This is a genomic window from Pseudomonas schmalbachii (genome assembly GCF_017589465.1).
In the GTDB taxonomy this organism is placed as follows: domain Bacteria; phylum Pseudomonadota; class Gammaproteobacteria; order Pseudomonadales; family Pseudomonadaceae; genus Pseudomonas; species Pseudomonas schmalbachii.
In genome coordinates, this window is sequence record NZ_JAELYA010000003.1 from 114,293 (window position 1) to 127,511 (window position 13,219).

Annotated in this window: 8 protein-coding genes; 3 read left to right on the forward strand and 5 right to left on the reverse strand. The window is 65.9% G+C overall.

Going from position 1 to position 13,219, the window contains the following annotated elements:
- Window positions 1-220: 220 nt before the first annotated feature.
- Complete coding sequence (gene smc / locus JFY56_RS09475; protein ID WP_208313405.1) at window positions 221-3,709, reverse strand: chromosome segregation protein SMC; 3,489 nt, start codon at window positions 3,707-3,709, stop codon at window positions 221-223.
- Between the two features lie 346 nt (window positions 3,710-4,055).
- Here smc and hemN point away from each other — a divergent pair, with 346 nt between their 5' ends.
- Window positions 4,056-5,441 (forward strand): oxygen-independent coproporphyrinogen III oxidase, encoded by a 1,386-nt coding sequence (hemN, locus tag JFY56_RS09480; protein ID WP_208313406.1) that lies wholly within the window; start codon window positions 4,056-4,058, stop codon window positions 5,439-5,441.
- A gap of 32 nt (window positions 5,442-5,473) precedes the next feature.
- On the opposite strand, the gene qhpG is transcribed toward hemN, so the two are convergent.
- The 4 genes from qhpG to JFY56_RS09500 form a co-directional block, all read right to left on the reverse strand.
- Window positions 5,474-6,778: a flavin-dependent monooxygenase QhpG gene (gene qhpG / locus JFY56_RS09485; protein WP_208313407.1), complete on the reverse strand. Its 1,305-nt coding sequence runs from the start codon at window positions 6,776-6,778 to the stop codon at window positions 5,474-5,476.
- A gap of 163 nt (window positions 6,779-6,941) precedes the next feature.
- A complete protein-coding gene (gene qhpE, locus JFY56_RS09490) occupies window positions 6,942-7,613 on the reverse strand; it encodes a subtilisin-like serine protease QhpE (protein ID WP_208313408.1) in 672 nt (223 codons plus the stop codon).
- Window positions 7,603-9,333, reverse strand: a complete 1,731-nt coding sequence (locus JFY56_RS09495; RefSeq protein ID WP_208313409.1) for an ABC transporter ATP-binding protein — start codon at window positions 9,331-9,333, stop codon at window positions 7,603-7,605. The genes qhpE and JFY56_RS09495 overlap by 11 nt, the downstream gene beginning before the upstream one ends.
- Window positions 9,333-11,219 (reverse strand): sigma-54-dependent Fis family transcriptional regulator, encoded by a 1,887-nt coding sequence (locus JFY56_RS09500; protein WP_236032521.1) that lies wholly within the window; start codon window positions 11,217-11,219, stop codon window positions 9,333-9,335. Before JFY56_RS09500 ends, JFY56_RS09495 begins: the two co-directional genes overlap by 1 nt.
- Window positions 11,220-11,484: 265 nt before the next feature.
- Between JFY56_RS09500 and JFY56_RS09505 the strand changes: the two genes are divergently transcribed.
- Both JFY56_RS09505 and JFY56_RS09510 read left to right on the forward strand, forming a co-directional pair.
- A complete protein-coding gene (locus JFY56_RS09505; protein WP_208313411.1) occupies window positions 11,485-11,880 on the forward strand; it encodes a MerR family transcriptional regulator in 396 nt (131 codons plus the stop codon).
- Window positions 11,881-11,916: 36 nt separating this feature from the next.
- Complete coding sequence (locus tag JFY56_RS09510) at window positions 11,917-13,080, forward strand: isovaleryl-CoA dehydrogenase (protein ID WP_208313412.1); 1,164 nt, start codon at window positions 11,917-11,919, stop codon at window positions 13,078-13,080.
- Window positions 13,081-13,219: the final 139 nt, after the last annotated feature.

Sequence of the window (13,219 nt, forward strand, 5' to 3'; positions counted from 1 at the left end):
ATCCCTTGAACCGTGGAATGAACTTCATGTAAAGGCTGAGGTTTTCCACGCAATACAATGTGGGCATTAAGCTAGCATGCCAGAACGTAACTTTACACGTACCCCGTTCCAGTCTGTAGAGGTCTTTGCAACTTTCTGCAAGCAATTCGGATTCGCCTCGAACACGAATACAACTCCTATTGAATCAACAGGTTATGTATTTAAGCAGCGCGGCCCCGACTCACGCCTCGGCCAGCGCGACAGCTTCTTCCACATCCACCGCAACCAGACGCGAACAGCCTGGCTCGTGCATGGTCACCCCCATCAGCTGATCGGCCATCTCCATGGCGATCTTGTTGTGGGTGATATAAATGAACTGCACTTTCTCCGACATCTCCTTCACCAGCCGGGCATAACGTCCGACGTTGGCGTCGTCCAGCGGCGCATCGACCTCATCGAGCATGCAGAACGGCGCCGGATTGAGCTGGAAGATGGCGAAAACCAGCGCCAGCGCGGTCAGGGCCTTCTCGCCACCGGACAGCAGATGGATGGTGCTGTTCTTCTTGCCCGGCGGGCGCGCCATGATCGCCACCCCGGTATCGAGTAGATCTTCGCCGGTAAGTTCCAAATAAGCGTGACCGCCGCCAAAAACCTTGGGGAATAGTGCCTGAAGGCCAGCATTGATCTGGTCGAAGGTTTCCTTGAAGCGGTTGCGGGTCTCCTTGTCGATCTTGCGGATGACGTTTTCCAGGGTTTCCAGCGCTTCCACCAGGTCGTCGTTCTGCGCATCCAGGTAGCGTTTGCGCTCGGACTGCTGCTGATATTCGTCGATCGCCGCCAGGTTGATCGGCCCCAGGCGCTGGATGCGCGCGGCCACGCCTTCCAGGCGCTCTTCCCAGACCTTTTCGCCGGCATCGCCCGGCAGGCCGCCGAGCACCGTGTGCAGGTCGTAGCCGTCCTCATGGAGCTGTTCCTGCACCGACTTGCGCCGCACGCTCAGCGCCTGCCATTCCATGCGCTGCTGCTCCAACTGGCCGCGCAACAACTGCGACTGCTGTTCGGCCTGGGTCCGGCGTTTTTCCGCATTGCGCAGCTCGCGGTCGGCGTCTTCCATGGCCAGGCGCGCCTGCTTCAGCTCTTCCTCGACGCCCATGCGCCGCTCCAGCAGCTCTTCCAGGCGCATGCGCAGCTCTTCCAGCGGCGCGGCGCCCTCCTCCAGATTGAGGCTGAGCTGCTCGCAGCGTTCGTTCAGGCGCACCGCCTGGGTATCCAGACGCTCCAGCGCCTGGCGGGTGGATTCGTGCTGGGCGCGCAGCGAACCGACGCGCACGGCCAACTGGTGGGCCTGGTCCTTGTGCTGGCGGGCTTCCTGGCGCATCCGGTCGAGGCGCTCGCGCAAGCCATCGCGCTCGGCCATCAGCCCTTCGCGACGCTCGGTATCGACCGCCATCGCATCCAGCGCTTCCTGCAGTTGCAGGCGCGCCTCGCCTACCTGTTCCTGCTCCAGCGTGCGCTGCTCGGACAGCTCAGCGAGCTCTTCATCCAGCCGGCGACGACGCAGGACGAGCTGTTCGACCTTGGCCTGCTGGGCGGACAAGCGCGCCTTCAGCTCGCCCTGCTGGCGGCTTTCGTCCTGGATACGCCGGCGCAGTTGCTCGCGACGCTCTTCGGACTGACGCTGCTCGTCGCGCTGGCGGGTCAGTTGCTCCTCGACCTCGCCCAGACGCATTTCCAGCGCCTCGCGCTCGCCATGCAGGCGCTCCAGCTCCTGGCCACGGGCGAGCACGCCGCTGTCGGCGGAGTCGCCACGGCGCACGCGGAGGAAATGCCGGCCGACCCAGTAGCCATCGCGACTGACCAGGCTTTCGCCCTCGCCCAGCTCGCCACGGCGAGCCAGGGCATGCTCCAGGGTTTCCACCGGACGCACCCTGGCCAGCCACGGAGACAGGTCGAACGCCGCCTGCACCTTGTCCAGCAGGCTGCCGGCCACGGCGGCGACGCTGCGACCCAGATCGAGCAGGCGCAGCTCGCCCTTCTCCAGCGTGTCGAAGGCCAACCCCTGGAAATCGTCCAGCAGCACGCCATGCAGATCGGCACCGAGCACGGTTTCCACCGCCAGTTCCCAGCCCTGCTCCACGCGCAATCCTTCGGCCAGACGCGGGCGTTCGGCCAGTTGCTGATCGCGCAGCCAGTCGGCGGCGCCGGCACCCGGATCGAGCGCGGCCTGCTGCAAGGCTTCCAGCGAGGCGATGCGGCCGTTCAGGCGCTGCAGCTCGCCCTGCGCCTGATGCTGCTGCGCGGTGCTGTCCTGCAGCGCCTGGCGCACTTGTTCCAGGCGTTCGACCAGTTCCTGCTCTTCGATCTGCAACTCTTCGAGGCCCAGCTCGGCCGCTGCCAACTGTTCGTTGAGTTCGAGGATCGCCGCATCTTCCGGATCGGCGGCCAGTTGCCCGCGTTCGTCGCCCAGGCGGCGCTCGCGGTCCAGTTGCCGCTCCAGGCTCTGCTCCAGATGCTGGATGCGCGACTGCTGCACCTCCGCCTCGCGGCGCGGTTCGGCGCTCTGCTGGTTGAAGGCATCCCAGCGCTGCTGCCAGTCATGCATGCCGGTTTCGGCTTCTTCCTGCGCCGCGCTGGCTTCCTCGGCGGCCGCAGCGCTGACTTCCTGCTCCGGCGCGAGCATGGCCAGCTCTTCGCCCAGGGTCGCCAGCAGAGTGCGGTCGTGGCCGAGGTGCGATTCGGTTTCCTGACGCGCCCGCTCGGCCTCGCGCAGATCGTCCTGCAACTGACGCAGACGTTGTTGGCCGTGCTGGATGCTCTGCTCGACGCGGGCGATGTCGCCGCCAACCGAATAGAAGCGGCCCTGCACCTGGTTGAAGCGCTCGGACAGTTCGTGATGGCCGTCGCGCAGGCGCTCGATGCTGGCATCGGCGCTGCGCTGCTCGGCCACCAGCGCCTCGAAGGCCACTTCCTGGTCGCCGATCACCCGTTCGCGCTGGCCGACCTGCTCGTTCAGGTCGCGCCAGCGCAAGGCGCCGAGTTGCGCGCGCAATTGCCGCTCTTCGGCTTTGTATTCCTGGTATTTCTCCGCCGATTGCGCCTGGCGGTGCAGGCGTTCCAGCTGCCGTTCCAGCTCTTCGCGCAAGTCGCTCAGGCGCGCCAGGTTTTCCTGGGTGCGGCGGATACGGTTCTCGGTTTCGCGGCGGCGCTCCTTGTACTTGGAGATGCCGGCGGCTTCCTCGATGAAATTCCGCAGGTCCTCGGGTTTCGCCTCGATCAGCTTGGAGATCATCCCTTGCTCGATGATCGAGTAGCTGCGCGGCCCCAGGCCGGTGCCGAGGAAGATGTCGGTGATGTCGCGGCGGCGGCATTTGCTGCCATTGAGGAAATAGGTGTTCTGCCCGTCGCGGGTGACGCGACGGCGGATGGAAATTTCCGCGTAGGCGGCGTACTCGCCGAGCAGGGTGTTGTCGGAGTTGTCGAAGATCAGCTCGATGGACGCCTGGGTCACCGGCTTGCGGGTGTTCGAGCCGTTGAAGATGACGTCGGTCATCGACTCACCACGAAGGTTCTTCGCCGAACTCTCGCCCATTACCCAGCGAACGGCGTCGATGATGTTGGATTTTCCGCAACCGTTGGGGCCGACCACCGCCGCCATGTTGCTTGGGAAGCTCACCGTCGTCGGATCGACGAAGGACTTGAATCCCGCCAGCTTGATGCACTTCAGCCGCATGCGCTCCCCCGTTCCAGCGCGTGATGATATTCAGCCGCGACCGGCTATCTTGCCGGTTCTATACCCGCATTTTCGCTACATATGGACGATTTTTCGCGGCGCCTGCGAACCTTTGAACGGCCCTTGGCTGGATAGGCTGATATAGCGGCGCAGTGTATCACGCCCATTGGCGTTGCCCTCCAGTCGCCTGCAGGCTCGCGGAGCCCGTTGAGCGACTTTTCCCATGCGCCCACTGTGGTATTTTCATGATCAGCCACAAGATCATGGGCCCCGCCCTACTCCTCATAGCAGTTGCCGGCAAGAATCCATCGCTCTCCCCACTCAGGCACCGAAGGAGGAAATCAGGATGGCTCAGTCGCTGAGCTTCGACCGTTCCCTTGTCGAGAAATACGACCGACCCGGTCCGCGCTACACCTCGTATCCGACCGCGCCGCAGTTCCACCCGGCGTTCGCCGTGGATGACTACCGGCAAGCCGCCGAGCGGAGCAACCAGGCGCCGGCCAAGCAGCTGTCGGTCTACATCCACATCCCTTTCTGCAAGAGCCTCTGCTACTACTGCGCCTGCAACAAGATCATCACCCAGAAGACCCACCGCGCCGTCGAGTACCTGGCTTACCTCAAGCGCGAAATCGCCATGCAGGCGGCGCTGTTCGACACGTCGCGCAGGCTGACCCAGCTCCATCTGGGCGGCGGTACTCCGACCTACCTGAGCAGCGAACAGCTCCACGAGGTGATGGCCTGCCTGCACGAGCATTTCAATCTGGACGACAGTGACGACCACGAGTTCTCCATCGAGGTCGACCCCCGCACCATCAGCCGCGAACGCATTGCCGAACTGCGCGCCGAGGGCTTCAACCGCCTCAGCTTCGGCGTGCAGGATTTCGACACGCAGGTACAGGCAGCGGTCAATCGTCTGCAAAGCGAGGAGCAGATCTACGACCTGGTCGCCGCAGCCCGCGAGGCCAGGTTCAAGTCGGTATCGGTGGACCTGATCTACGGCCTGCCGCTGCAGACCGTGGCCAGCTTCGATGCCACCCTGAGCAAGATCATCGCCCTGCGTCCCGATCGCATCGCCACCTACAGCTACGCCCACTTGCCGGAACTGGTGCGCGCCCAGCGCCTGATTCGCCGCGAGGACATGCCGCCTCCCGAGCGCAAGCTGGAGCTGCTGGAACTGACCATCCAGCGCCTGACGGCGGCGGGCTACGTCTACATCGGCATGGACCACTTCGCCCTGCCCGATGACGAACTGAGCCGCGCCCGCGAGAAAGGCACGCTGCAGCGCAACTTCCAGGGCTACTCCACCCATGCCGACTGCGACCTGATCGGCCTGGGCGTATCGTCGATCGGCAAGGTGAGCGACAGCTACGCCCAGAGCGTCAAGGAGCTGTCGCAGTACTACGCACGTATCGACCAGGGGCTGCTGCCGGTGCATCGCGGCTATCGCCTGAATGCCGACGACAAGCTGCGCCGCGACGTGATCAGTGCCCTGATGTGCCAGGGGCGTATCGACTTCAGGGCTATCGAGGCGCGCCACGGCATCCATTTCAAGGAATACTTCCGCGACTCGCTGTCCCGGCTGGAAGACCACGCTGCCGACGGTCTGGTGGAGATCCGGGACGACGCGCTGCTGCTATTGCCCCAGGGCCACCTGATGATGCGCAGCGTGGCGATGGCCTTTGATGCCTATCTGGGCGCCGGTCAAAGCGAACGCTTCTCCCGCACGATTTGATAGCGGCGGGCGCCCGCGCAACAGGCTATTCCCTAGGGGCGATACCCCTGGGACAGCAGCCACCCCTGAAATAGCCGGCGCTGCTCGGCGGGAAGATCGGCCAGCACCTGTTCGACGGGTTCGTTGTGCAGGCGGCGCAGCCAGGGCGCCAGTTCCAGGCCCTGCAGGTGCCAGATACCGAGGGGCTGGTCGGGGCTGATCACCACTTCGGCTTCGTCCACCAGGCCGTCGCGCAGCACTGGTGCGCGCTCGATGCGCAGGGCGGCGAAGTCCGGCTCGGCGTGGCTTGGCTGGTCGTCCGGCCAGTTACGCCGCGCTCGCCAGAACGGGCGATCCGACCATTGCCGTTCCTCGGCGTAGAAGTCCCGGCCGACGCGGGCGAAGCGCAGGAACAGTTGTTCCACCCGCTGCTGATGGAAACGCTTCGCCAGTTCCGCGCGCTCGGGGGTGCGCAGCAGGGTGTTGATCACCGCCGGCGCCTGCAACGCGGAGGACAGCGACTGGAAGATGCCATTGCCGGACAGCGGGTCCACCGCCATCGCCGCATCGCCGACGCGAATCCAGTTGTTGCCGCAGGCCTCCAGGCAGAGGGTGGCGGTGCTGCTGCGGGCGTGCAGTTCCAGTTCGGACTCCGGCGCATCGCCGAAGAACTCCCTGGCCAGCCGCGAAGCCTGGCGGCGCTCGCGGCAGTAGTCGAGCAACTGCTCCTTGCCGGGCAGTTCAGTGCTCGCCACGTCGAGGGTCAGTTGCCAGTAGCAGCGGCCATCGGCCAACCGCGCCATCCAGGCCCAGCCGGTTTCCAGGCTTTCCACCGCGCTAGCCACCGCACCGTGTTCGCCCTGCCAGCGGTTCAGCAGGCTGAGGGTTTCCGGGCCGCGCAGGGCCTTGCCCTGTTTGGTATTCAACGGTGCCTGGCGGCCACGGGCTTCGACAAGGAAATCCGCCTGCAACTCCGCGCCGCCATCGAGGCACACGCGATGCCCTTCGGCGGACGACTCCACCGACAACACCCGGCCTTCGATCACCTCCACACCTGCGGCCTGCAGGTCCTCGCGCAGGCCGCTGTCGAAACGCGGACGGTCGAGGATGAGTTCGACGTTCTGCGCACTCCGTTTCCCGTTCCAGGTCACCTGGCGCTGGGATGGCGGCGCGGCATGGGCCAGCGCGTGGACCAGGCCGGCATTACGCAGGCCGTCCAGCACGCGTGGGGAGATGCCTTCGACGGCGGCGAAGCGGCGCCATTCGCTGACGACGGCTACCGGATAGCCGAGACGGCGCAGGCCGAGGGCGGTGGCGGCTCCGGCGGGGCCGGCGCCGAGGATCAGGATTTGGGGCATCAGGCGGATTCCTTGGGATGTCGGCGGGCCTGTTCCCTCACCCTAGCCCTCTCCCGGAGGGAGAGGGGACTGTCTGGCGCGGGGTGAAAAGCCGTGCCCACCGAAACACTCCGAACTGCTCCCTCTCCCTCCGGGAGAGGGTTGGGGTGAGGGAAACAACTAGTCACGGCGCCACCCTGAATTCTCTTCCTTTATATGCAGCACCTTCGCGCATCCGCTGCAGCAGCCATGCATTGTCGGCCTCGGGATGTTCGGCCAGTAGCGCCGCCAGATGTCCGCAGAGCGCCGCACAACCGAGACTGGAGCCGGCCTGCCCGCCGCTGCTGACGGCGGCACCGAAATCCGCCTGCCGGGTATCCAGCCATGACCATTCCCCCGCCCCGCAGCGCGCATCGCCGGTCACCCGGATCACACCCGGATAGCTGGCCGGGAACACCGGCTCGCCCTGCGCCGGGCTGGACGCGCAGACCAGCACGCCATCGGCTACCAGCGCCGCCACCGCCTCGCGCAGCAGCGGCCGGTCCTGGCGCACGCCGAGGCTGAGGTTGACCAGCCGCACCCCGCGCTCGCGCAGCCAATGCAGCGCCGCGGCGATCTGCAGCGGGCTGGTCACGCCGCGCCCGTCGAACACCTGGGCCACGCTGAAGCGCACAGCCGGCGCGCGCGAGGCGATGGCCTGCAATACCGCACTGCCATGCCGGAGCGCATCGGCGACCAGCTCGCCTTCACCCACGCCGTCGTCGGTCAGGAAGAAACGCCGCCCGGCCAGCACCAGCCCCGCCTGCTCCGGCGCATGGCCGCTGTCGACGATGCCGATATGCAGTTCATTGCCCATGTTCGTTCACCACCTGCGCGACGGTGCGCGAACGCAGATTGCCGTCTTCCAGCTCGAAATGCAGATCGGCCTCGGCCAGGGTCGAGGGACGATGGCTGATGAGAATGCGCGTGCGTCCGGCGAACAGCCGGTCGATGGCGGCGATCACCTCGCGCTCGGTGGCCTCGTCGACCTGCGAGGTGGCTTCGTCGAGCACCAGGATCAGCGGGTCCTGCAGCAGAGCACGGGCGATGGCGATGCGCTGTTTCTGCCCGCCGGAAAGCTGCTGGCCGCGCTCGCCCAACGGACTGTCGAGTCCTTCGGGCAGGGATTCGATCAGGCTGTCGAGACGCGCCAGTGCGGCAACGCGGGCGATCTCCTCGCGGCTGGCGTCGGGCGCGCTGTAGGAAAGGTTGTCCGCCAGGCTGCCGCGGAACAACACGATATCCTGGCTGACCACGGCGATGCGCCGGCGCAGTTCGAACAGGTCCAGTTCGCGCAGGTCGACGCCGTCGAGCAGGATGCGGCCCTGCTCCGGATCGTAGAAGCGTTGCAGCAGGTCGATCAGGGTCGACTTGCCGACACCGGAGGCACCGCCCAGCGCCAGCTTCACCCCGGCGGGAATCTGTGCGTTCACCTCGCGCAGGATCGGCTGGGCGCGGCCGGCGTGGCTGAAACCGAGATTCTCGAAACGCAGCTCGCCAATCGCCGGCATCGGCCGAGGTTGCGCGGGCGTCTGTACGCCTGGCTGTTCGCTGCGCAGCTCCATCACCCGGCCGAGGCTGACGGTCATCCGCTGCAGCGCCACATAGAGGCCGAGCAGGCTCTGCACCGGGCCGATGGCCATGCCGAGGTAGGTGGAGAAAGCGATCAGCGAGCCAAGCTGCCAACTGCCCTGGATCACCCAGTAGCCGCCGACCAGGAAGGCGCAGGCGCGCGACAGCGACATCAGCGTGCCGGGCACCGCCTGGGTGAAGAACTCGGTGAGCTGCAGGCGCAGCAACTGGCCCATGTAGCCCTGTCCGAGCCCTTCCAGACGCCGCGATTCGCGGGCCTGCTGGCCGGCGGACTGGATGAACTTCATCGCCGGCAGGGTTTCGACGAAGAACGACGACATGTCCGCCGAACGCTCGCGCAGGCTGCGCGCCTCGCGCTCGACCTTGCGCCGCATCCAGCGCAGCCAGAGCACATCGAGCGGGATCAGCAGCGCGACCAGCAACGACAGTTGCCAGGACAGGGTCAGCAGCAGCGCCAGTGCGCCGACCAGGCCGATCACGCTGGAGACGGCAGAAAACAAGGAATCCACGGCGAAACGCTGGATCTCGGCGACGTCGCCATCCAGCCGCGACATCAGGTCGCCGATGCGCCGACGGCCGAAGAAGGTCGGCGACAACGTCTGCAGGTGGCGATACAGCGCATCGCGCAGGGCGAACAGGATGCGCCCGGAGAGCCGCGTATGCAGGAAGCGGTTGAGGCCGGACAGTGCCGTGCCGAAAATCCCGACCAGGATCATCGCCACGGCGACCCCCGCGAGCATCGGGAAGTCGCGGGCGAGCAGGCCGTCGTCGATCAGCATCTTGGTCAGCCAGGGCTGCGCCAGCACCAGCAGCGAGGCGCAGAACGACAGGCCGAGCAGACCGAGAATCGCCAGCCGCTGCGGGCGGACGAAGCCGTACAACCAGTGCAACGCGTCCTTGAGTGCCTTGGGGTCGTCACTCTCGATCAGTCGAACGAAGAACATCAGCTTCTCAGTTGTTTGAGCTTGCGATACAGGGTGGCGCGGCTGATGCCCAGCGCATCGGCGGCGGCCGAGACGTTGCCCTGGTGGCGGTCCAGCGACTGGCGGATCAGCTCCAGCTCGTTCTCGCGGATGCTGCCGCCCTGCGGCCGTTCGCCGGCGCTCAGTTCATCCAGCATGCTGTCGGGCAGATGTTCCAGACCGAGCACATCCTCGCCCTCCTCGCGCATCGCCAGCGCGGTACGCAGGACCATCTCCAACTGGCGGATGTTGCCCGGCCAGTGGTAGTCGGCCAGCAAGGCGGAGAACTCGTCGCTCAGGCTCACGCCGCGCGCCCCCAGTTTTTCCAGCAGGCTGACGGCCAGTGCGCCGAGATCGTCACGTTCGCGCAACGCCGGCAGGCGCACACTGATGCCGTTGACGCGATAGTAGAGGTCTTCGCGGAAGTGCTTTTCCTCCACCTGGCGCTTGAGGTCGCGGTGGGTGGCGCAGATCAGCGCGACGTCGATGTCCTGCTCTTCGCCCGCGCCCAGCGGCGCCACCTTGCGCTCCTGCAATACGCGCAGCAGGCGCGCCTGCAGGGCCAGCGGCATGTCACCGATCTCGTCGAGGAACAGCGTGCCGCCATGGGCCTGTTGCAGCCGGCCGACCATGCCGCCGCGCCGCGAGCCGGTGAAGGCGCCTTCACGGTAGCCGAACAGTTCGGACTCGATCAGGCCTTCCGGGATCGCCGCGCAGTTCACCGCGACGAAGGGCTTGTCGCTGCGCGCGCTGGCCTGGTGCAGGGCACGGGCGACCACTTCCTTGCCGCTGCCGGTCTCGCCGAGCAGCAATACCGGCAGGTCGTTGAGCAGACCCTGACGGGCCATGCGCAGGGCGCGGGCATAGCGCGGGTTGGCGCCAGCCAGGGCTTCCAGGCTCGGGCTGTTCTGCGCCGGACGGGCCGATACGCGCGCCGGCACGGACAGCGAATGGCTGCGCAGCGGCGCCTGCAATGTCTTGTAGAACAGCTCGCCCTTGGGCGTCTGGATCGCGCCGACGCCGCCCTGAGACAGACGCGCCAGCAGTTGTTCGCCGCGCATGCCGAGGAATTCCTCGCTGCGCCGGCCCACCAGCGCCTCGCGCTGCATGCCGAGCAGTTGGCAGGCCTGGCCGCTGACCGCCAGCACCTTGCCGTCCAGGCTCAGCGCCAGCAGGCCCTGCCAGGCGGAGTCGAGGAATTGCCGGCGGTAATGGAAGGCCAGCACGATCTGCCCGGGGTGGCTGACGGTGAACAGCCGCGCCTCGATCTGGCACACCGCCAGGCTGAGCAGCGAGAGGCTTTCGCGCGGGCCGGCGAGCGGGCCTTCGCGGGTCATGTCGAGCACGCCGAGCAACGTGCCCTGCGGCCCTTCGATGGGCACCGAGGTGCAGGAGAAGCGGCTCAGGCGTTCCAGATAGTGCTCGCCGCAGTCAATCTGCGTCGGCCGCCCTTCCACCAGCGCCGTGCCCAGCGCATTGGTGCCGCGCGCCGCCTCGCTCCAGCAGGCGCCCTGGGTGATGTCGGCAAGACCGCGGCTCTTCAGCTCTTCGCGCGCACCTTCCACGGACAGGATGGTGGCGTCGGCATTGGCGAGGATGATCAGGCCGTCCTGGCCCTGGCGCTGATGCAGGTAGTCCAGCTCGGGGGTGGCGGCATCCAGCAGCAGGCGGTTGTTGGCCAGGAGGATTTCCGGCTTGGTGCGACTGTCCAGCACCTGCTCGGTGCCGCTGTCGCAGTCCAGGCCATGTTCACGGCTGCGCCGCCATGAGGCGTCGATTTCCTCACGCAGCACACCGGCGGGCACCGCACCATCACTCTGCAGTCTTTCGCGCGCCCGATGGGCGTCACGCAGGAGGTCGTCGTTCATTGTTCTTGTAGTGGTGGTCATGCATCGCTCCGGAGCGCTCCGCGCCGTTCGCCAGCGGTCGAGCTCGCAGTCTGGTGAGGGATGTCTACACCCGGGTCATCCGACAGTACAGCGGATGCCCCATGAGTGAAAGCTTACCGCGGCCTGGCAGGCAAATCCTGCGCCAGCCCTTCTGAATTCCTGCAGCGAAATCTCGAGAGTGGTGAGTTGACAGTGATCGGACGCAGGTTTACGTTAACGTAAAGGTAAACAAGCGAGCAAGCCAATGGCTATCACCTACAGCATTTCCGATCTGGCCCGTGAGCTGGATGTCACCACCCGCGCCATCCGCTTCTACGAGGAACAGGGCATGCTCAGCCCCGAGCGCCGCGGCCAGGAACGCGTCTACAGTCCGAAGGACCTGGTCGCGCTGAAGCTGATCCTGCGCGGCAAGCGCATCGGTTTCTCGCTGGCCGAATGCAAGGAACTGATCGACCTCTACGATCCCAGCGGCAACCACAAGCAGCTGGAAACGTTCATGGAGAAGATCTCCGCCCGCCGCGCGCAGCTCGATCAGCAACTCCTGGACATCCAGCAGATGCAGCTGGAACTGGATACGGCCGAAGAACGCTGCCTGGCGGCCATGGCCGAAACCGACAAGAAAGCAACCGTCGCTTCCTGACCCCCTCACCCCGAATACAAGAAAGAAGGTGCAACCATGAGCTATCCGTCCCTCAACTTCGGCCTCGGCGAAACCATCGACATGCTGCGCGACCAGGTGCGTGGCTTCGTCGCCAGCGAACTGGCGCCGCGCGCCGCGCAGATCGACTCCGAGAACGCCTTCCCCATGGACATGTGGAAGAAGTTCGGCGACATGGGCCTGCTCGGCATCACCGTCGAAGAGGAATACGGCGGCTCGGCGCTGGGCTACCTGGCCCACGTGATCGCCATGGAAGAGATCAGCCGCGCCTCGGCTTCGGTCGCCCTCTCCTACGGCGCCCACTCCAACCTCTGCGTCAACCAGATCAAGCGCAACGGCAACGCCGAACAGAAGGCGAAATACCTGCCCAAGCTGGTCAGCGGCGAGCACATCGGCGCACTGGCGATGAGCGAGCCGAACGCCGGCTCCGACGTGGTTTCCATGAAGCTGCGTGCCGAGAAGAAAGGCGACCGCTATGTGCTGAACGGCAGCAAGACCTGGATCACCAACGGCCCGGACGCCAACACCTACGTGATCTACGCCAAGACCGACCTGGACAAGGGTCCGCACGGCATCACCGCCTTCATCGTCGAGCGCGACTGGAAAGGCTTCAGCCGCAGCAACAAGTTCGACAAGCTGGGCATGCGCGGCTCGAACACCTGCGAACTGTTCTTCGACAACGTCGAAGTGCCGGAAGAGAACATCCTCGGCAAGGAAAACGGCGGCGTGAAGGTGCTGATGAGCGGCCTGGACTACGAGCGCGTAGTCCTCTCGGGCGGCCCGGTCGGCATCATGCAGGCGTGCATGGACGTGATCGTTCCGTACATCCACGACCGCAAGCAGTTCGGCCAGAGCATCGGCGAGTTCCAGCTGGTGCAGGGCAAGGTCGCCGACATGTACACCCAGCTCAACGCCAGCCGCGCCTACCTGTACGCGGTGGCCCAGGCCTGCGACCGCGGCGAGACCACCCGCAAGGACGCCGCCGGCGTGATCCTCTACACCGCCGAGCGCGCCACCCAGATGGCGCTGGATGCGATTCAGCTGCTGGGCGGCAACGGCTACATCAACGAGTTCCCCACCGGCCGCCTGCTGCGCGACGCCAAGCTGTACGAGATCGGCGCCGGCACCAGCGAAATCCGCCGCATGCTGATCGGGCGCGAGCTGTTCAACGAGACGCGCTGACCCTCTGCCGCCTTCCCCTCACCCCTGCCCTCTCCCAGGGGGAGAGGGAGTTCCCGGCGGACGCCATGGCATCAACCTGCACCTTCCAGTCCCCTCTCCCTCCGGGAGAGGGCTAGGGTGAGGGAACCAGGGCCGTAGA

Coding starts and splice junctions, on each gene's coding strand:
- hemN (WP_208313406.1), top strand. CDS start 4,056: ATGGCTCAGTCGCTGAGCTTCGACCGTTCCCTTGTCGAGAAATACGAC.
- qhpE (WP_208313408.1), bottom strand. CDS start 7,613: ATGGGCAATGAACTGCATATCGGCATCGTCGACAGCGGCCATGCGCCG.
- JFY56_RS09500 (WP_236032521.1), bottom strand. CDS start 11,219: ATGAACGACGACCTCCTGCGTGACGCCCATCGGGCGCGCGAAAGACTG.
- JFY56_RS09495 (WP_208313409.1), bottom strand. CDS start 9,333: ATGTTCTTCGTTCGACTGATCGAGAGTGACGACCCCAAGGCACTCAAG.
- qhpG (WP_208313407.1), bottom strand. CDS start 6,778: ATGCCCCAAATCCTGATCCTCGGCGCCGGCCCCGCCGGAGCCGCCACC.
- smc (WP_208313405.1), bottom strand. CDS start 3,709: ATGCGGCTGAAGTGCATCAAGCTGGCGGGATTCAAGTCCTTCGTCGAT.
- JFY56_RS09505 (WP_208313411.1), top strand. CDS start 11,485: ATGGCTATCACCTACAGCATTTCCGATCTGGCCCGTGAGCTGGATGTC.
- JFY56_RS09510 (WP_208313412.1), top strand. CDS start 11,917: ATGAGCTATCCGTCCCTCAACTTCGGCCTCGGCGAAACCATCGACATG.